Below are 19,553 nucleotides of genomic sequence, written 5' to 3'. Positions count from 1 at the left end.
GGGCGTTTGTGCATGTCTGCATGTCCGCGTGTGCGTCGGCGCGCATCCCCCGCGCCGCCCCCACCTCGCCGCGGTGTGTGGACAGTACCCGAGTGAGGCGAGACAATGGCAGACATGCCACGCGCCGCAGTTTTAGGATCCCCGATCGCCCATTCCCTCTCCCCAGTCTTGCACAACGCCGGCTACCAAGCCTCTGGTCTGAGCCAGTGGAGCTATGGCCGCCGCGACACCTCCGCCGAGGAGATGGCCACGGTCATGGCCGAGGCCGCCGCAGACCCAGAGATCGCCGGTTTTTCGGTGACGATGCCCTGCAAGTTCGAGGCCGCTGCCCACGCTGTGGAACGCAGCCCGCGCGCCCGCGCCATCGGCTCGGCCAATACGCTCGTGCGCTGCGAGAATGGCTGGCGCGCCGATAATACCGATGTGGAAGGTATCTACGGCGGGCTCGGGGTGCTCGGCGTGGAGCTGGCCGCTCAGCCCGTGGTGGTCATTGGCGGTGGCGGTACTGCCCGTCCCGCCATCTATGCGGCCGGCCAGCTCGGTGCCGCGGAGATCACCGTGATTAACCGCAGCGATAAGACCGAGGAGCTGCGCTCGCTCTGCGAGGCGCCGCTGCGCTGGTTGTCCTGGGAGGATACGGCAGCGATTGCCGAGGCCTGCCGCCGCAGTGCCGTGGTGATCTCTACGGTGCCCGCCGCTGTGGTTCAGGGCAAGGAAGAACATATCGCCCACGCGCCTGTCTTCGATGTCATCTACGATCCCTGGCCCACCCCGCTCGTCGCGGTGGGGAGACAACGCGGCCTGGCATGCGTTGGCGGGCTGAGCATGCTCGCCTTCCAGGCCTTGAGCCAATTCGAACAATTCACCGGCGTGGCCGCACCCAAGGACTCCATGGTGGCCGCGCTCGCCGAAGCCACCGGGGTATCGGCCACCGAGATCGCCGGCGCCGCTTAAGTGTTCTGTTCCCCGTGCCAGCACGGGGAACAGGTCGGATATCTCAGCACATATCGAGGGGGAGTATGTGTTCACAATTACCTGCGCCGCACCCGGCGGCAGTGTGCAGCAGCTGCTGCTGAGTGCCATCTGCGTGCTGCTCATTCTTGCCGCCGGCTGGGATCGCGTTCACGCCCGCCTGCCCAACGCGCTCACCCTGCCGGCCATTCTCATGGCGCTTGTGCTCTTTCCCGCCGCGTGGTGGGGAGGGCTGCTCTGGGGCGCCAGTTATGGGCTCGCGTGGTGGCGGGGCTGGGGTATCGGCGGCGGAGACGTCAAACTCGCCGTCTCTCTAGGCATTATCGCCGCAGCTCAGGGGGCGCTGGTGCTGCCGTGGGTGATCGCCGGTGCCGCGTTATTAACGCTTATCGACGCCGCCCTCCAGCACCGTCAGCTCCTGCCCGCGGCAGCAGCGCGCGGCCGCGTCCCGCACGGGCCGGGGATGGTGTCGGCGACGCTCATGGCCGCGCTGCTGTGCGCCGAGGTTTAAGGGCGGCGAAATTAAACGGGGGTAGATGTGCGTGTATCCAGCCGCGGCGTGCAAGAATATGGGGCATGCTTCGATGGACTACAGCTGGGGAATCCCACGGTCAAGCCCTAATCGCCACCATGGAACACCTGCCTGCGGGCGTGCCGATCACCTTGGAGGAGATCTCGGCGCATCTCGCTCGGCGTCGCCTCGGTTATGGCCGCGGCGCCCGCATGAAGTTCGAAGCCGATGAGCTGTCCCTGCTCACTGGGGTGCGCCACGGCAGAACGATGGGTGCGCCGATCGCCATCATGATCGGCAATACCGAGTGGCCTAAGTGGACCACCATCATGTCCGCCTCGCCATTGGATGAAAACGACCCTGAGGTGCAGAAGGCGATGTCCTCCGGCCGCGGTGCCAAGCTCACCCGGCCCCGGCCCGGCCACGCCGATTTTTCCGGCATGATCAAGTACGGATTCGACGAGGCCCGCCCCGTGTTGGAGCGCGCCTCCGCCCGCGAAACCGCAGCCCGAGTGGCCCTCGGCGTGCTGGCGCGTAACTTCCTGCGCGAGACCATCGGAGTGGAAGTGTTTTCCCATGTGATCTCGATCGGCGAATCCGAGCCCTATGACGGCCCCACCCCCAGCTTCGAGCAGCTCGAGGACATCGACGCCTCGCCGGTACGCGCCGCCAATAAGGCCGCCGAGGAGTCCATGATCGCGCATATCGACAAGGCGAAAAAGTCCGGCGACACCCTCGGCGGCGTGGTGGAAGTCGTGGTTAATGGCCTGCCCATCGGTTTGGGCTCCTATACCTCCGGCGAGGATCGCCTCGACGCCCAATTGGCGGGGGCGATCATGGGCATCCAGGCCATCAAGGGCGTGGAGATCGGCGATGGCTTCCTCGAGGCCGTGCGCCCCGGCTCCCAAGCCCACGATGAAATGGTCCGCACCGCCGATGGTGTGGACCGGCTGTCCAACCGAGCTGGTGGCCTCGAGGGCGGCATGACCAATGGTCAGCCGCTGATCGTGCGGGCCGCGATGAAGCCGATCTCGACGGTGCCGCGGGCCCTGCAGACCGTGGATATGGCTTCTGGCGATGCTGCCACCGCCATCCACCAGCGCTCCGATGTGTGCGCCGTCCCCGCCGCCGGAGTGGTGGCCGAAGCGATGGTTGCTCTCGTCCTCGCCCGCGCTGTGCTGGCGAAATTCGGCGGTGATTCGCTTGCCGAGACTAAGCGAAATGTCGATACTTATACCGAAAGCGTTGCTAAGCGATTGGAGTTCTAAAAACACATGGGAACCCCTCGAGTTGTTCTCGTTGGCCTGCCGGGTGCGGGGAAATCCACCATTGGTCGCCGCCTATCGCGGGCGCTGAACATCCCCCTTGTGGATACTGATCAGATGATCGAGGAGCGCGAAGGCGAGCCGTGCGGCGAGGTATTCTCCCGCCTCGGTGAGCAGAAGTTCCGCGCCCTCGAGGCAGAGGTGGTCGCGGAAGCCCTCGATCAGGACGCCATTGTCTCCCTCGGCGGCGGGGCAGTGGTCACTGACTCCGTGCGCGCCGCACTCGATCATCACTCCGTGGTGTGGATCGATATCTCCGTGGAGGAGGGACTGCGCCGCACCGCCCAGGATTCCTCGCGGCCCATTCTGCAGTCCGAGAATCCGCGCGAGCGCTATCAGCAGCTCTACAACGAGCGCATCGGCTACTACAAGGATGTGGCCACCTTCCGCGTTCGCTCCAATGAGCGCAGCCCACAGCGGGTGGTTGCCGATGTGCTCGCCTATCTCGAGACCGTCTGCGAACCCGAGCCCAGCGTCTAATACCCCGTAGCAAGGACAATCATGCGTTCCATCCCCGTTAACGGCGCCTCTCCCTATGAGGTCGTCATCGATCACGGTATCGCGCCGGCGCTGAGCGAGCTGGTGAGCAGCGCCGCAGACGTCCGCAAGGTGGCGATCATCCATCAGCATTCCGTGGAGCACATCGCGGCGCGGATCGGCGCCGCCCTCAGCTCCGCCGGCATGGAGGTCCATCCCCTGGAGCTGGCCGATGCGGAATCCGGCAAAACCCTCGCCGAGGCGGGGCGCATGTGGGACGAGCTGGGCAGGCTCGAATTCTCCCGCCGCGATGTGGTGGTCTCTGTGGGCGGTGGTGCTTGTACCGACGCCGCTGGTTTCATCGCCGCCTCGTGGATGCGTGGAATCAAGGTGATTCATTGCCCCACCACGCTGCTGGCCATGGTGGACGCCGCTGTCGGCGGCAAAACCGGCATCAATACCGCGGCCGGGAAAAACCTCGTGGGCGCCTTCCACGAGCCCTTCGGGGTCTTCATTGATCTCGACTGCCTCGCGACCCTGCCGCGGGAGGAGATCATCGCCGGGTCCGCGGAGATCATCAAAACCGGGTTCATCCGCGATCCGGAGATTCTCGCCCTCTACGAGTCCGATCCGGCCGCCTGCGTGGACCCCACCGGGCATCTGCCGGAGTTGATTGCTCGCTCTGTGGCGGTCAAAGCCGCCGTCGTCGCGGCCGATCTGAAGGAATCGAATCTGCGCGAAATCCTCAATTATGGCCACACCTTCGGCCACGCCGTGGAACTCAATGAGCAGTTCCGCTGGCGGCACGGCAATGCGGTGGCGGTGGGCATGATGTATGTTGCCGCGCTCTCGCAGATTCGCGGCGAGCTCTCCGCGGCCGAGGTGGAGCGCCACCGCGCGATCATCTCCAGCGTGGGCCTGCCCACCGGCTACAACGGTGCCAGCTTTGAGCAGCTGCTCGCCGGCATGCGCAAGGATAAAAAGAACCGCGGCGGCTCCATTCGCTTTGTTGGCCTCACCGGGGTGGGGGAGACCACCCGGCTAGAGGACACCACCGACGAGCAGCTGCGCCAGGCCTATGAGCAGGTGGTGGCATGGACGTCCTAATTCTCAACGGTCCGAACCTCAACCGTCTCGGCAAACGCCAGCCCGAGGTCTATGGCAGCACGACGCTTGACGACGTCGAGCAGCGGCTCGCCAGCCGCGCCCAGCAGCTGGGCCTCGCGGTGGAGTGCCGCCAATCCAATCACGAGGGCCAGCTCATCGATTGGGTGCATGACGCCGCCGATCAGGGCGCCGCAGTCATCATCAACCCCGGCGGGTTCACCCACACCTCGGTGGCGCTGCGCGATGCCCTCGCCGAGATCGCTGATGGCCACGGCTTCGTCGAGGTGCACATTTCGAATGTGCACGCCCGCGAGCCTTTCCGCCACCATTCCTATCTCAGCCCGATCGCGCTCGGGGTGATCGCCGGCCTCGGGGTGAAAGGCTATGAACTCGCCCTCGAGTACCTAGCGGAGCGCATCACCTAGAGTTGAGCTAGATCCAAACCACCCACGATTTGAGCCGAGAGGGGCCCTGAATAGATGTCTTTGAGCGATACCCGATTCCTCACCCGCCGCCGCGCACTGTCTGCCGAGCTGAACAGCCAGCGCGTCGATGTCATGCTGGTCACCCATCTCACCCACGTGCGCTATCTCTCCGGGTTCTCCGGATCCAATGCGGCACTGCTGGTGAATAAGGATCTCACCGCCAGCATCGCCACGGATGGCCGCTACACCACTCAGATCGCGGAAGAAGTCCCGGATATTGAGGCTGTGTTGGAGCGTCGCTGCGCCACTGGGCTGCTCAAGCGGGTGGAAGGGCATCGCCGCGTGGGCTATGAGGCCGACTATGTCACCGTCTCTGAGCTGGAGGCCCTGGAGAAGGCCTGCCCGGAGGACGTCACCTTGGTTCCGGTCAGCGGCATCATCGAGAAGCTGCGCCTAATCAAGGACGATGTGGAAAAGCAGCGGCTGCGCGACGTCGCGGCGCTGGCCTCCCAGGCCTATCTGGACATGCTCGCCGCCGGCGAGGTGGCCGCGGGCCGCACCGAGCGGCAGGTCGCCGCGGATCTGGAGTACCGGATGCGCATGCTCGGCTCCGAGCGGGTGTCCTTCGATACCATCGTGGCCTCCGGCCCGAACTCGGCGAAGCCGCACCACGGCGCCGGCGATAGGGTGCTCGAGCACGGCGATATCGTCACCATCGACTTCGGCGCCCACGATCGCGGCTTTAACTCGGATATGACCCGCACCATCATCATCGGCGAGGCCAGCGACTTCGCCCGCGAGATCTACGAGGTGGTGCTCAAGGCCCAGCTCGCCGGCGTGGAGGCCTCGCGACCTGGGGCGAAGCTGGTCGATATCGACCGCGCCTGCCGCGAGGTCATCGAGGAAGCCGGATATGGCGAGTACTTTGTGCACTCCACCGGCCACGGTGTTGGCCTCGACGTGCATGAGGCCCCCGCTGCCGCCCAGACCAGCACCCACGTGCTGGAGAAGGACATGACGCTGACCATCGAGCCGGGCATTTACGTTCCCGGCAAGGGGGGCGTGCGTATCGAGGACACCCTCATCATCACCGACGGCCAGCCCGAGATTATTACCAAGGTGAGCAAGCAGCTCACCGTGGTGTAGTCTGGTTTGGTCAAGTACACGCTTTCATATTGTTGAGTGCTCGCGCCGCGCGGCGGCGGGGAAACCTTTCCCGCAGCCGACGTCGTTGGGCGCGGGCCCGAAGGAGCTAAACACGTGGCAACTACCGCCGATTTCAAGAATGGTCTTGTGCTGAAGATTGATAACAAGCTGCAGCAGATTATCGAGTTCCAGCACGTCAAGCCGGGCAAGGGGCCCGCATTCGTGCGCACCAAGCTGAAGGACGTTGTCTCCGGCAAGACCGTAGACAAGACCTTCAACGCCGGCGTGAAGGTGGAGACCGCGCTGGTGGATCGCCGCGACATGACCTACCTGTACAACGACGGCACCGCCTACGTGTTCATGGACGATAAGACCTTCGAGCAGGTCGAGCTGGAGCCGCACCTGATCGGCGACTCCGCCCGCTTCCTGCTGGAGAACATGCCCGTGCAGGTCTCCTTCCACGAGGGCGAGGCTCTCTTCGCCGATCTGCCCGTGGCCGTGGAGCTGAAGGTGGAGCACACCGATCCGGGCCTGCAGGGCGACCGCTCCACCGGCGGCACCAAGCCCGCCACCCTCGAGACCGGCGCCGAGATCCAGGTGCCGCTGTTCCTTGAGACCGGCAACGTGGTGAAGGTCGATACCCGCACCGGCGAGTACCTGTCCCGCGTGAACAACTAAGCACCACACTGCACATGCACGTCTCGCGGACAAGTGCCGCGCGGCGTGCGCATTGTTTTTACTATCAGGAAGTTCTGAGGAGACTGTGACTGACTTCAAGCGGCGGGGAACTCGGTATAAGGCGCGTCGCCGCGCCGTCGATATCCTCTTCGAGGCAGAGGCCCGCGATATCGATCCCGTGGCCTTGGTGGAGGAGCGCGCGACGCTCTCCCAGGACCAGAATGCCGGGGTGGCTCCCATCAAGCCCTATACCCGCGAGATCGTCGAGGGTGTGGCGGTCGAGCTCGATCGCATCGATGAGGTTATCGAGCGCTTCCTCGCCGCCGAGTGGGAACTCGATCGCCTGCCTGCCGTCGACCGCGCCATCCTGCGCGTCTCTGGCTGGGAGCTGCTCTTCAACCCGGATGTGCCGCGCCGCACCGCCGTGGTGGAAGGGGTAGAGCTCGGCAGCGAATACTCCACCCCCGTGGCCTCGCCCTATATCAATGCCGTGCTCGACGCGATGGCGAAGAACCTCGAGGACATCAAGGCCGAGGAACTTCAGCCCGTGGAAGACGCCGCAGATGAGGACACCCTCGACGAGGCTAACGAGACCCTCGAAGGCCCCGTGCCCGTCACGGTCGACGATGAGCAGGCGCCGCTGGACGGTGCGGACATCCCGGCTGAGAGCGATGCCGCCGTAGTGGCTGAGCAGGAACAGGAGCGCTAAGCACTCGCACTGGTCGCTGAGGTTCCTCCTCTTCTCGAATACCGAATACCGCCGAGAACTCCACTGCGTAGTAGCAGAGTTCTCGGCGGTTGTTGTCTGTGTTGGCCCGGTTCTAGGCGCGTGTATCCGGCTCCGTCCACGGCCCGTTGAGTGTGCGGGGTAACCACTCGGGGTTAGGGGCGGGAACGATGGTGGGGGTATCGAGGGTGGTACTCAGCCAGTGCAGCGCGTCGGCAATGTCGTAGCAGCAGCGTAAAACATGCCGCTCCAGGCGGGCGGTGGTGAGCGAGTCCACGAGGAAGGTCGATGCGGTGCCCATGGCGGTGAGCGCCTCGGACTGGCCGAACTGGGCTATTCCGAGCTTCGCGTGATGGCCCTCCTGGTGGTAGCCATTGGCGGCGAGGACGGCGTCGTGGCGCTGCTCGGCGGTATAGGACTCCCGCAAGGCTTCGCTCGCGGAAATGAACATCACCGCCGGGGCGCGCAGATGGGCGTGAAAGACCAAGGGATGATCGGGAAAGCAGAACCGTATTCCGCGGCGCCGATCGATGATGCGGGCGTGGGCGGAGACCGCCTCCACGAGATGGAGATAGTGAACGCTCATCGGGGCGGGCTTTCGATAATCGGCATGGTGGGCAGCCGCAGCATATAGGGGTGGTGATCCACGGTGGTACCACACACATCGGGCAAGAAGTGCTCCATTTCGATGAAGAAGATGTCCACCATCGCCAGGTAGTGATCCACAGCATCGCCCAATTCTTCCGCACTGCACTGGGAGGCATCGGGAAGATGCACCACACAGCCCACACCGAGGGAGGCGTCCTCGCCGGTGAGCATATAGCCGATGGGCTGGATGCGGTTGACGTTCCAAAAGTCCACGAAGTTCGTCAAGCGCTCGAGGGTATCGACGGTGGCCTCCTTGGGCCACATACCGTGCACCGCCAGGGCATCGCGGTAGGGATCGTAGGTGATTTCCACCGCCGCATGGTCGGTGGTGACGAGAAAGGACTCATGGCCGAACCTCACCGGCAGGCGCACACTACGCAACCAGGCATGAACAGCCTCGAAGATGCGTAGTGCTGCGGGATGGGAGCGGCGCGCCACGATAGTGAACTTACTTTTTCCCGAGATCCTGCAGGGCCTTCATGCCGGCAAGAACCAGATCGATGCGGATCTCCAGCGACTCCTGCAGCTGCGCATCGCTCATATAGGCAGAGACAGGGAACTCGGACTCGGTGCGCAGGCCGTGGGTATCGCCGGAGGTGGCGACTACCGCTTTGACCCCGTGCAACCGGGCATTGAAGTGGTTGCAGGCGGCAAACCACGGGCCCTCGAGGGACTCGAGAGGATATTCGGCGCGCACGATCACGGACTGATTGTCCAGCACGGCGATGAAGGTATCGATGTTATTGAGGCGGGCGTGACCCACATCGGGGAAGTCGATGTCTTCCAGCTCCACATCGACACTGGCCAGGGCGTCCTTGACGCGGGCATAGGTGACTGCGTTGAGTTCAGGCACGGCGTGATCCTTTAAGCGTTGTCGTTCTCGGAGGTGGTGGCGGGCGCATCGGCCGCGGGGGCGGACTCCGCCTCGGGGCGCTCCCAGGTGACCAGATCGGGGAAGGAGTTGGCCAGATAGTCGCAGGCGGTGGCCGTGGCGGTGAAGAAGGAGACCACAAATAGCCCCAGCTGGTTATGGGTGTAGCCGCCGGCTTTATTCAGCGCCGGCAAGGCCCGCTGCAGGTGCACTTCCACACCGTCCTCGCTGCCGGAGGCGGCCCCGACATACATGGTGGGTTTGATCTCCAGCACGTTCCACTCATGGGCGGCTTGGAGCAGATCATTGCCCTGATCGGGGCTCGGCTCGCCGCGCCAGCGGGCGTCGAGCAGCAGGGTGCCCTCGTGTACCACGATGCCGATGGCGGCGTCATAGAAGCCGGTGCGAATAGCGCCCTCGATGGCGTCGAACTCGAGGTCCTGTTCGCGTAGCACGGCGGCCACCCGCTCGATAGTGAGGGGCATGAGTAGCTGCTCGTCGGCAGCGGTGTCGGCTGAATCCACTGATTCACTCCTTAAAGAAGGTGATGGGGGATAGGTTGAGATGCGGACAAGGGTTAGGAATCGTCGCCGGAGGTGGCGTCGAAAAGCGTCTCGCCGCCAAGCTCGTGGGCGAAGGTCGCCGCGAGCGTAGGGTGGGTGAAACGGTGGCCCAGCTTCTCAAACTTGGTGGGCACCGCGTTCTGCGAGGTCATGAGCAGCTCCTCGGAGGCGATGGGGCCCATCATCAGCTTGGGGGCAACCGCCGGAATCGGCACCACGAACCTGCGGTGCATCGCGCCCTGGAGGGTCTCGCCAAATTCCTCGGAGCGCACCGGCTGCGGGCCGGTGGCGTTGAAGGGGCCGGACATCTGCGGATCAACGGCAGCGCGGTAATACATGGAGGTGAGATCATCGATGCTCACCCAAGGCAGATAGCCGCCCTCAGTACCCACCTGTGGGGCCAGACCCGCGCCGAAGGCGGCGCGCAACCCAGGCAGCATGCCGCCGCCGGCGCCCATGACCAGCCCGGTGCGAAGATTCACCACGCGCTTTCCGGCCTCGCGGGCCGGAGCGCAGGCCTCCTCCCATTCAGCGACCACATCGGCCAAAAAGCCCTCGCCGCGCTCGGCGGACTCATCCAGCAGCTCATCGCCACGGTCGGGGCCGTAGAAGCCCACCGCGGAGGCGACGATCATGGCGTGGCAGGTCTCCGATGTGGCCACCACTTCCGCGAGACGGCGGGTGGGGGCGACGCGGGAGTGGCGGATCTTATCGCGGTGGGACTCGCTCATGCGGCCGGCGATGGACTCGCCGGCAAGGTGGATGAGCACATCCACACCATCGAGGAGATCCTCATCGGGCAGGGTCGTATGCCAGCGGCGCTGGCCGGGTGTCAGATCCGAGCCGCGTTTGAGCTCGATCACGGTGTGTCCAGCGGTGCGCAGCTGGGCGGCGAGATGGGTGCCCACGAATCCGCCGGCACCGGTGAGCGCAATGGTGAGCGGCTCGGTGGGGGCACCGTCGAGCGCCTGGAACTCCGCTATACGGGTGAGATCCTCCAGCAGCTGGTGCTGCCGATAGGCGAAGGTGGCCTCGAGGAAACTCCCCGGAAGCCGGGTGTGCACGGTATCAGTGATACGGGTGCCGGCCGGGCTGTCGGCGAAGGCGTGTATGTGGCGCCACTGCGAGAGCGCCCGCATGGGGGCGTTGATACACACATCGGTAAATTGGCGTCCCTCGTGGTAGCCGGCGAGATCGTGCTTGGCCACCCATTTCAGGCCTGCTGGCAGGGAAAACTCGGTGGTTCCGGTGGCCAGCGAGCTAGCCTGCTTCACAGGGGTCATGGGTACGAAAGGCGGGGTCAGTCGCACCACCGCACCAGGGCGGGTGTGCCACTGCCAGACTTCTGAGCGGGGGAAGGGAAGAATGTGCTCGGTTGAAATACCCACGTGGGTTGGTGACCTCCTCAAAGCGGCGGCAAGTGTATGAGTGTCGATTATACGGAGACAGCCGGACACTGCCATGAGATTCAGCTCTCGCCTGGTGTGGGACGCGGGGCAGGTGAGCGTCGATAAGCGATAGCCCCGCGGGTGGGGTGAGGGGTGGAGGTCATTTCCTAGTGGCGTGCCAAGGCGAGTGCTAAGCTAAGAAAACGATAAAGTTCATAGGATTCAGTGGCTGCATAGCGACTGCAGTCTCGGTGTCTGAGGGCATCCTTTAACGGACCGCACAGAGAGGCGGGGAAGGAGGTCACGATGGCAACGCAATTAATGAGCGCCGACGATGTCGGACGCACAATTGCGCGCATCGCGCACCAGATTATTGAAAAAACAGCACTTGATGCTGCGAAGGAATCAGCGCACCCCGAGGTGTGTCTGATGGGTATTCCTTCGGGGGGAGTGCCGCTGGCCCAGCGCCTGGCGGCGAAGATTGAAGAATTCTCGGGCGTGGCCGTGAGTGTCGGCACCCTCGATATCACCTTGTACCGCGATGATTTGCGCCACCGTGCGCACCGCGCGCTCAAGCCCACCACCATTCCTGATACCGGCATCGATGACATCACCGTGGTGCTGGTCGATGATGTGCTCTATTCCGGTCGCACCATTCGCGCCGCCCTCGACGCGCTCCGCGATATCGGCCGCCCGCACTGCGTGCAGCTCGCGGTGCTGGTGGATCGCGGCCACCGTGAGCTGCCTATCCGCGCGGACTATGTGGGCAAAAACCTGCCCACGGCCGTCAGCGAGGGCGTGAGCGTATTGCTTGCAGAGATCGACGGCGAGGATGCCGTGGAGATCTCCCGTACGAATCATCCCGGCGAATCCGCCACCACCCGCGAGTAGCGCGCGCCAGCCGCGGCAGCTGCGAACGCCGCCACGGCCTGCACGTGCTGTCGAGAACCTAGTGAGCTAGAGGCTAATGAAACACCTGCTTTCCATCGAGGACCTCAGCAAAGACGAGATCCTGACCATCATGGATGAGGCGGATAAGTTCCTAGAACTGCTGTCTCACCGCGAGATCAAGAAGCTGCCGACACTCCGCGGCCGCACCATTTTCACCCTCTTCTACGAAAACTCCACCCGCACCCGCTCCTCCTTCGAGACCGCCGGCAAGTGGATGAGCGCGGACGTGATCAATATTTCCGCCTCCTCGTCCTCGGTGAAGAAGGGCGAATCGCTCAAGGACACCGGCTTGACCTTGAGTGCGGTGGGGGCGGATGCCATCATCATCCGGCACCCCGCCTCGGGCGCGGCCGAGCAGCTGGCCCGCTGGGTGGCCCCGCAGGGGGAGGGGCCGAGCGTGATCAACGCCGGCGATGGCGCTCACCAGCACCCCACCCAGGCCCTGCTGGATGCGGTGACCATGCGCCAGCGCCTGGGCCGCATCGAAGGCAAGAAGATTGCGATTGTGGGCGACTGCCTGCACTCGCGGGTGGTGCGCTCCAATGTGGATCTGCTCACCACCTTGGGCGCCGAGGTCACCCTCGTCGCCCCGCCCACGCTACTGCCCTTCGGCGTGGAGAACTGGCCGGTGACCGTCTCCTATGAGATGGACCCGGTGCTCGCCGACCAGGATGTGGTGATGATGCTGCGCGTGCAACAAGAGCGCATGAACGGCGGGTTCTTCCCCTCGCATCGCGAATACGCCACCCTGTACGGGATGAGCAAGGCCCGCCTGGCGCAGCTGAAGGACGAGGCCATCGTGATGCACCCTGGGCCGATGCTGCGCGGCATGGAAATCAACGACTATGTTGCCGACGCCCCGCAAACCGCCGTGCTGCAACAGGTATCCAATGGTGTGCACGTGCGCATGGCCGTGCTCTTTACCCTGCTCTGTGGCCAGGGCAGTCCGCGCGAGTAAGTCCCAAAGGAGAAAATTAATGACGACTGAGACCACATATCCTGCCACTGGGGAACTCGCGCCTGTTGCCGAGGGAACCCTCCTCATTCTCAACGCCCGTCCCTATGGCGAGGGCGAGCCGCGCCACCTGTTGATTCGCGATGGCGTGATCGACAGCCTCGACGCCGCCGCCGATACTGCGGCCGATCGCACCATCGACGCCGCCGGGGCGGTGCTGTTGCCCGGGCTGGTGGACATTCACGTGCACCTGCGCGAGCCCGGTCGCGAGGACACTGAGACCATCGCCACCGGCTCCGCGGCCGCTGCCAAGGGCGGGTTTACCGCCGTGTTCACCATGGCCAATACCCAGCCGGTGACGGATCAGCCGGTGATCGCCGAGTCCGTTTGGTTTAAAGGCCAGCAGGTGGGTCTCTGCGATGTTCACCCCGTGGGCTCGATTACCAAGGGGCTGAAGGGCGAGACGCTCACCGAGTTCGGCATGATGGCCAACTCCGCAGCCAAGGTGCGCATGTTCTCCGATGACGGCGTGTGCGTGAATAATCCGCAGGTGATGCGGCGCGCCCTGGAATACGCCAAAGGCCAGAACGTGCTGCTCGCCCAGCACTGCGAAGATGCCCGCCTGACCGAAGGGGCAGTGGCCCACGAGGGCGAGATGGCTGCCCGGCTCGGCCTGCGCGGCTGGCCGCGCGTGGCGGAGGAGTCGATTGTGGCGCGTGATGCGATCATGACCCGCGATTATGGCGCCCGCATGCATATCTGCCACGCCTCCACCGCTGGCACAGTCACGCTCGTGCGCTGGGCCAAGGACTGCGGCATTCCGCTCACCGCCGAGGTCACACCCCACCATTTATTGCTTCACGACGCTCGCCTGCACAATTTCGATGGCCGCGACCGAGTGAATCCGCCGCTGCGTGAGAAGTCCGATACCGAGAAGCTGCGCGATGCGCTGCTCGACGGCACCATCGACTGCGTGGCCACCGACCACGCACCGCACGGCTCCGAGGAGAAGTGCTGCGAATTTTCTGAGGCCAAAAACGGCATGCTGGGCCTTGAGACCTCGCTGGCCATCGTGCACCAGATCTTCGTGGAATCCGGGCTGGCCGATTGGCGCTTCGTGGCCAAGGTGATGAGCGAAAAGCCCGCCGAGATCGTGCGCCTGCCCGGCCACGGCCGGCCCATCGCCGTCGGCGAGCCCGCCAACCTCACGGTGGTGGATCCGCACAGCCCGTGGACCGCCCGCGGCGAGGAGATGGACTCCAAGGCCAATAACACCCCCTATGAGGGCATGGACTTCAACGCCCAGGTCACCCACACCATCCTGCGCGGCACCGTGACCTATCAGCGTCGCTAAGCCACAGCACACTCCCACACCCCAAAAAAACTTCATGGAAAGGCCCTCACACAGTGACTACTGAGACCACCCACTCGGCCACCACGCGGCCCGCAGTGCTCGTGCTCGCCGACGGCAACACCTACCGCGGGCTCGCTTTCGGCGCGGACGGCAACGCCTTCGGCGAGGCCGTCTTTACCACCGCCATGACCGGTTATCAGGAGACGATGACCGATCCCAGCTACCACAAGCAGATGGTGGTGATGACCGCCCCGCAGATCGGTAACACCGGCTGGAACGACGAGGATAATGAGTCCCGCGAGGACAAGATCTGGATCGCCGGTCTGATTATTCGCGATCTCTCCCACACCGTCTCTAATTGGCGGGCCCGCCGCAGCCTCGAGGAGGAGATGATCTCCCAAGGCCTAGTGGGCATTAAGCATGTAGATACCCGCGCCATCGTGCGCCACCTGCGCAACTACGGTTCCATCAAGGCGGGCGTGTTCACCGGCGAGGACGCCCTGCTCGATACCGAGGAGCTGGTGCGCCGCGTGCAGGCCCAAGAAGATATGGAGGGCGCGAATCTCTCGGCCGATGTCTCCATTGCTGTGCCGCAGGTCCTCGAGCCCGAGGGCGAGGTCCGCGCCACCGTGGTGGCCTATGACATGGGCATTAAGTCCAATACCCCGCGCAACCTACTTGCGCGCGGCATGCGCACCGTGCTGGTGCCGGCCAATTACCCCTGTGAGAAGGCCATGGAGTTCCAGCCCGATGGCGTGTTCATCTCCAATGGCCCGGGCGATCCGGCCACCGCAGATGAGATGGTGAGCATCGTGCAGCAGTTCCTGGACAAGGATCTACCGATCTTCGGCATCTGCTTCGGCAACCAGATCCTGGGCCGGGCCTTCGGCATGAACACCTACAAGCTCAAGTTTGGCCACCGCGGCGTGAATATCCCCGTGAAAAACCACGTGCAGGGCCACATCGAAATCACCGCCCAAAACCACGGCTTCGCCCTCGAAGGTGAACAAGGCCAGGAGTTTGCTACCCCCTATGGCCCCGCGCTGGTGACGCATACCTGCCTCAACGATGGCGTGGTCGAAGGCGTGGCGCTGAAGAATGGGCGGGCCTTCTCGGTGCAGTACCACCCCGAGGCTGCCGCCGGCCCGAATGATGCCAACCCACTCTTCGATCAATTCGTGGAGCTGGTTCTTGCGGACATCGCGGCGAAAAAATCCGGCTCCGGCGACGGCCAGAACTAAGCACACCAGGAAGAGAAAGAGGAATACAGACAATGCCCAAGCGCACTGACATCAATCACGTCCTGGTTATTGGATCCGGCCCCATTGTGATCGGCCAGGCCTGCGAGTTCGACTACTCCGGCACCCAGGCGTGCCGCGTGCTCAAGCAGGAGGGGATGCGGGTGACCCTCATCAACTCCAACCCAGCGACGATCATGACCGATCCGGAGTTCGCCGATCACACCTACGTGGAGCCGATCCACCCCGATTACATCGAGAAGATCTTTGAGAAAGAGATCGCCGAAGGCCATCCCATCGATGCCGTGCTGGCGACCCTCGGCGGCCAGACCGCCCTCAACGCCGCGATCGCACTGGATCGACGCGGCAGCCTAGAAAAATACGATGTGGAGCTCATCGGCGCCGATATCCCCGCCATTCAGCGCGGCGAGGACCGCCAGAAGTTCAAAGACATCGTGGCCAAGATCGGCGGCGAGTCCGCGCGGTCGCGCGTCTGCCACAACATGGACGAAGTGCACGAGACCGTCGCCGAGTTGGGCCTGCCCGTGGTGGTGCGCCCCTCCTTCACCATGGGTGGCCTCGGCTCCGGCTTGGCCTTCGACAATGATGACCTCGAGCGTATCGCCGGCGGCGGCTTGGCCGCGTCTCCAGAGGCCAATGTGCTCATCGAGGAATCCATCCTCGGCTGGAAAGAATATGAGCTGGAGCTCATGCGCGATGGCGATGACAACGTGGTGGTCATTTGCTCCATCGAAAACGTCGACGCCCTCGGCGTGCACACCGGCGACTCCGTGACCGTGGCGCCGGCCTTGACGCTGACCGACCGCGAGTTCCAGAAGATGCGCGATCAGGGCATCGCGATTATCCGCGAGGTGGGCGTGGACACCGGCGGCTGTAATATCCAGTTCGCCATCAACCCCACCGATGGCCGCATCATCACCATCGAGATGAACCCGCGCGTCTCCCGCTCCTCGGCGCTGGCCTCGAAGGCCACTGGCTTCCCGATCGCGAAGATCGCCGCCATGCTGGCCATCGGCTATACCTTGGACGAGATCACCAACGACATCACCGGCGAAACCCCGGCCGCCTTCGAGCCCACGCTGGACTATGTGGTGGTCAAGGCTCCGCGCTTTGCCTTTGAGAAGTTCCCCGGCGCCGATGACACGCTCACCACCACCATGAAGTCGGTGGGGGAGGCCATGAGCCTGGGCCGCAACTACGCTGCGGCCACCAATAAGGTGATGCGCTCGCTGGAGAATAAGGACACCGGTTTCTGGACCGCGCCCGATCGTTGTGCCGACGCCGACGCCGCCCTGGAGTCCCTCAAGCGCCCCGTGGCCGGCCGGATGTACGAGGTAGAGCAGGCCCTGCGCGGCGGCAAGACCATCGCCGAGGTCCACGAGGCCTCCGGCATCGATCCCTGGTTCCTCGCCGAGATCCAGCACCTAGTAGAGCTGCGCCAGCAGCTTATCGACGCCCCCGTGCTCACCGAGCAGCTGCTGCGCCTGGCGAAATACTATGGCCTTTCCGATAAGCAGATCGCGGCCCTGCGCCCAGAGTTCGCCGGCGAGACCGGCGTGCGCTCGCTGCGCTGGTCGCTGGGTATTCGCCCGGTGTTTAAGACCGTGGACACCTGCGCGGCTGAGTTCGAAGCCAAGACCCCGTATTACTACTCGGCCTATGAATTCGATGCTGCGGCGGAATCCGAGGTGAGCCCGCAGACCGAGAAGGAGAAGGTGATCATTCTCGGCTCGGGCCCGAACCGCATCGGCCAGGGCATCGAGTTCGACTACTCCTGCGTGCACGCCGCGCTGGAGCTCTCGCGGGTGGGCTATGAGACCATCATGGTCAACTGCAACCCCGAGACGGTCTCCACCGACTACGACACCGCCGATCGTCTCTACTTCGAGCCGCTGACCTTCGAAGACGTCATGGAGGTCTACCACGCCGAGTGTCAGTCCGGTACCGTGGCCGGGGTGATTGTGCAGCTCGGCGGCCAAACCCCGCTGGGCCTGGCCGAGAAGCTGCGCAACGCCGGGGTGCCCGTGGTGGGCACCACGCCCGAGGCCATCGATTTGGCCGAGGATCGCGGCGAGTTCGGCGAGGTGTTGGCCAAGGCTGGTTTGCCGGCACCCGAGTTCGGTACCGCCACCTCCTTCGCCGAAGCCCGCGACGTCGCCGCCCGCATCGGCTACCCCGTGCTGGTGCGCCCGAGCTATGTGCTGGGCGGGCGCGGCATGGAGATCGTCTACGACGAGCAAACCCTCGAGGACTATATCAACCGCGCCACCGAGCTCTCTAATGAGCATCCGGTGCTGGTGGATCGCTTCTTGGATAACGCCATCGAGATCGATGTGGACGCCCTCTGCGATGGCGAGGAGGTCTACCTCGGCGGAGTGATGGAGCATATCGAGGAAGCCGGTATCCACTCCGGCGATAGCTCCTGTGCCTTGCCACCGATGACGCTCGGCGCCGAGGACATCGAGAAGGTCCGCCAGTCCACCGTGGCTCTCGCCCACGGCATCGGAGTCAAGGGCCTGATGAACGTCCAGTACGCGCTGAAAGACGACACCCTCTACATCATCGAGGCCAACCCGCGTGCCTCCCGTACCGTGCCCTTCGTCTCGAAGGCCACCGGGGTGCCGCTGGCGAAGGCTGCCGCTCGCATCATGATGGGCGCCAGCATCGCCGAGCTGAAGGAAGAAAAGCTCATCCCCACCACCCACGACGGCGGCTCGCTGCCCATGGATGCCCCGATCGCGGTGAAAGAAGCCGTGCTACCGTTTACTCGCTTCCGCCGCCCCGACGGCTCCATGCTGGACTCGCTTCTCAGCCCAGAGATGAAATCCACCGGTGAGGTGATGGGCCTGGCCGATAGCTTCGGCGCTGCCTATGCCAAGGCCGAGGATGCCGCCTTCGGCGCGCTGCCCACCTCCGGCACCGTGTTCGTCTCTGTCGCCAACCGCGATAAGCGCACCCTCAACTTCCCGATCCAGCAGCTGGCCAAGCTCGGATTTAAGATGATGGCCACCAAGGGCACCGCCGATATGCTGCGCCGCAATGGCGTCGAATGCGAAGTGGTGGCCAAGGCCAGCCAGGTACGCGAAGGCAGCGAGGAGCTGTCCATCGTGGACAAGATCGCCGCCGGCGAGGTGGATCTCATCCTCAACACACCCGCAGGCTCCGCCGGTGCCCGCCACGATGGCTACGATATTCGCGCCGCCGCCGTGAGCGCTGGGGTGCCGCTGGTGACCACCGTGCAGGGCGTGACCGCCGCTGTGCAGGGCATCGAGGCGATGCGGGACAATGAGCTGAGCATCCTGCCGCTGCAGGAGCTCAATCACGAAAACATCGCAGCTAAGGCGGGGGAGTAAGTGAGCGACTTCGGATCCCAGCTCCACCAGGCCTCCCTCGAGCATGGCCGGCTCTGTGTGGGCATTGACCCCCACCCGGCGCTGCTCGACGCCTGGGGGCTGCCTCGCAGCATCGAAGGGCTGCGTAAATTTAGCTCCACCTGTGTGCGCGCCTTCGCGGGCTCTGTAGCCTTGGTGAAGCCGCAAGTGGCCTTCTTCGAAGCCTATGGTGCCGCCGGCTACACCGTGCTCGAGGAGACCATCAATTCGCTGCGGCAGGCCGGCACCTTGGTGGTAGCCGATGCCAAGCGCGGCGATATCGGCTCCACCATGGCCGCCTACGCGGATGCTTGGCTGCGCCCTGGCTCCCCGCTGGAGGTGGACGCCCTCACGGTCTCTCCCTACCTGGGCTTCGGTGCCCTCGCGCCGGCCCTAGACTATGCGGAGCAGGGCAAGGGGCTATTCGTGCTCGCCGCCACCTCCAACCCGGAGGGGCAGAGCATCCAGCGGGTGGTGAAGCAGGGCGGCCTGTGTGTCGCCCAGCACATCGTCGATGAGGCTGCCGCCTGCAATGCGGCGCGAGCAGCCGCCGGCAGCCCCGGCAACGTCGGCGTAGTCGTAGGGGCAACGCTGCGCGACGCCCTCGATCTCGCGGCGCTCAATGGCCCCATCTTGATGCCTGGGGTAGGCGCCCAAGGAGCCGGCGCGGACGACGTCGATAAGCTCGCACAGGGAATGACACACATGGCATTTCCCAACGTCTCTCGTGGGGTATTGCAGGCCGGTGCAAGCGTGAAAGCGCTAGAAAAGGCCGTTTCAGACTTAGCCGGCCAATTTCCGGGAATCCCCAGCTAGAAGCGTTAT

20 protein-coding genes are annotated in these 19,553 nt (G+C 64.3%); 15 read left to right on the top strand and 5 right to left on the bottom strand.

Annotation, left to right across the window (positions count from 1 at the left end; genetic code table 11):
* Positions 1-105: 105 nt before the first annotated feature.
* The 9 genes from GBB14_RS01000 (at position 106) to nusB (ending at position 7,350) form a co-directional block, all read left to right on the top strand.
* Positions 106-954, top strand: a complete 849-nt coding sequence (locus tag GBB14_RS01000) for a shikimate dehydrogenase (RefSeq protein ID WP_151528671.1) — start codon at positions 106-108, stop codon at positions 952-954.
* A 67-nt stretch (positions 955-1,021) separates the two neighbouring features.
* Complete coding sequence (locus GBB14_RS00995) at positions 1,022-1,483, top strand: prepilin peptidase (RefSeq protein WP_192796075.1); 462 nt, start codon at positions 1,022-1,024, stop codon at positions 1,481-1,483.
* Positions 1,484-1,548: 65 nt separating this feature from the next.
* The gene (gene aroC / locus GBB14_RS00990) at positions 1,549-2,751 is read left to right on the top strand and encodes a chorismate synthase (protein ID WP_151528673.1); all 1,203 of its coding nucleotides are present in this window, start codon (positions 1,549-1,551) and stop codon (positions 2,749-2,751) included.
* Between the two features lie 6 nt (positions 2,752-2,757).
* Positions 2,758-3,288, top strand: coding sequence for a shikimate kinase (locus tag GBB14_RS00985; protein WP_151528674.1), 531 nt, complete (start codon positions 2,758-2,760; stop codon positions 3,286-3,288).
* A gap of 21 nt (positions 3,289-3,309) precedes the next feature.
* Positions 3,310-4,392 carry a 3-dehydroquinate synthase gene (gene aroB, locus GBB14_RS00980; protein WP_151528675.1) on the top strand — a complete coding sequence of 361 codons (1,083 nt, stop codon included), beginning with the start codon at positions 3,310-3,312 and terminating at the stop codon, positions 4,390-4,392.
* Positions 4,380-4,817: a type II 3-dehydroquinate dehydratase gene (gene aroQ / locus GBB14_RS00975; protein ID WP_151528676.1), complete on the top strand. Its 438-nt coding sequence runs from the start codon at positions 4,380-4,382 to the stop codon at positions 4,815-4,817. The genes aroB and aroQ overlap by 13 nt, the downstream gene beginning before the upstream one ends.
* A gap of 54 nt (positions 4,818-4,871) precedes the next feature.
* Complete coding sequence (locus tag GBB14_RS00970) at positions 4,872-5,963, top strand: aminopeptidase P family protein (protein ID WP_151528677.1); 1,092 nt, start codon at positions 4,872-4,874, stop codon at positions 5,961-5,963.
* Between the two features lie 114 nt (positions 5,964-6,077).
* Complete coding sequence (gene efp, locus GBB14_RS00965) at positions 6,078-6,641, top strand: elongation factor P (RefSeq protein ID WP_151528678.1); 564 nt, start codon at positions 6,078-6,080, stop codon at positions 6,639-6,641.
* A gap of 85 nt (positions 6,642-6,726) precedes the next feature.
* Positions 6,727-7,350 carry a transcription antitermination factor NusB gene (gene nusB / locus GBB14_RS00960; RefSeq protein WP_151528679.1) on the top strand — a complete coding sequence of 208 codons (624 nt, stop codon included), beginning with the start codon at positions 6,727-6,729 and terminating at the stop codon, positions 7,348-7,350.
* Positions 7,351-7,462: 112 nt separating this feature from the next.
* Here nusB and GBB14_RS00955 read toward each other — a convergent pair whose 3' ends face one another.
* The 5 genes from GBB14_RS00955 to GBB14_RS00935 are packed head-to-tail and all read right to left on the bottom strand — an operon-like array spanning position 7,463 to position 10,838.
* On the bottom strand, positions 7,463-7,954 hold the full coding sequence (locus GBB14_RS00955) for a hypothetical protein (RefSeq protein WP_151528680.1): 492 nt from the start codon (positions 7,952-7,954) through the stop codon (positions 7,463-7,465).
* Entirely contained in the window at positions 7,951-8,454 is a 504-nt protein-coding gene (locus tag GBB14_RS00950) for a hypothetical protein (protein ID WP_151528681.1), read from the bottom strand. Before GBB14_RS00950 ends, GBB14_RS00955 begins: the two co-directional genes overlap by 4 nt.
* A 10-nt stretch (positions 8,455-8,464) precedes the next feature.
* Positions 8,465-8,869, bottom strand: coding sequence for a YbjN domain-containing protein (locus tag GBB14_RS00945; protein ID WP_151528682.1), 405 nt, complete (start codon positions 8,867-8,869; stop codon positions 8,465-8,467).
* 11 nt (positions 8,870-8,880) lie between these two features.
* Positions 8,881-9,411, bottom strand: coding sequence for a YbjN domain-containing protein (locus GBB14_RS00940; protein ID WP_151528683.1), 531 nt, complete (start codon positions 9,409-9,411; stop codon positions 8,881-8,883).
* A 53-nt stretch (positions 9,412-9,464) separates the two neighbouring features.
* Positions 9,465-10,838 carry a TIGR01777 family oxidoreductase gene (locus GBB14_RS00935; protein WP_151528684.1) on the bottom strand — a complete coding sequence of 458 codons (1,374 nt, stop codon included), beginning with the start codon at positions 10,836-10,838 and terminating at the stop codon, positions 9,465-9,467.
* Positions 10,839-11,144: 306 nt separating this feature from the next.
* On the opposite strand from GBB14_RS00935, the gene pyrR reads away from it, so the two are divergent.
* The 6 genes from pyrR (at position 11,145) to pyrF (ending at position 19,544) form a co-directional block, all read left to right on the top strand.
* Complete coding sequence (pyrR, locus tag GBB14_RS00930; RefSeq protein ID WP_151528685.1) at positions 11,145-11,729, top strand: bifunctional pyr operon transcriptional regulator/uracil phosphoribosyltransferase PyrR; 585 nt, start codon at positions 11,145-11,147, stop codon at positions 11,727-11,729.
* Positions 11,730-11,805: 76 nt separating this feature from the next.
* Positions 11,806-12,747 (top strand): aspartate carbamoyltransferase catalytic subunit, encoded by a 942-nt coding sequence (locus GBB14_RS00925; RefSeq protein WP_151528686.1) that lies wholly within the window; start codon positions 11,806-11,808, stop codon positions 12,745-12,747.
* A gap of 19 nt (positions 12,748-12,766) precedes the next feature.
* Positions 12,767-14,098 (top strand): dihydroorotase, encoded by a 1,332-nt coding sequence (locus GBB14_RS00920; RefSeq protein WP_151528687.1) that lies wholly within the window; start codon positions 12,767-12,769, stop codon positions 14,096-14,098.
* Positions 14,099-14,151: 53 nt separating this feature from the next.
* The gene (gene carA, locus GBB14_RS00915) at positions 14,152-15,339 is read left to right on the top strand and encodes a glutamine-hydrolyzing carbamoyl-phosphate synthase small subunit (protein WP_151528688.1); all 1,188 of its coding nucleotides are present in this window, start codon (positions 14,152-14,154) and stop codon (positions 15,337-15,339) included.
* Between the two features lie 32 nt (positions 15,340-15,371).
* Positions 15,372-18,710 (top strand): carbamoyl-phosphate synthase large subunit, encoded by a 3,339-nt coding sequence (carB, locus tag GBB14_RS00910; protein WP_151528689.1) that lies wholly within the window; start codon positions 15,372-15,374, stop codon positions 18,708-18,710.
* Positions 18,711-19,544, top strand: coding sequence for an orotidine-5'-phosphate decarboxylase (gene pyrF / locus GBB14_RS00905; RefSeq protein ID WP_151528690.1), 834 nt, complete (start codon positions 18,711-18,713; stop codon positions 19,542-19,544). It begins immediately after the preceding gene.
* The last annotated feature ends 9 nt before the right edge of the window (positions 19,545-19,553 follow it).

It is taken from the genome of Corynebacterium sp. 51B, from assembly GCF_008930785.1.
GTDB classification, from domain to species: Bacteria; Actinomycetota; Actinomycetes; order Mycobacteriales; family Mycobacteriaceae; genus Corynebacterium; species Corynebacterium megadyptis.
Note: the sequence above shows the minus strand (reverse complement) of the source record. Positions and strands in the feature narration are given on the sequence as shown.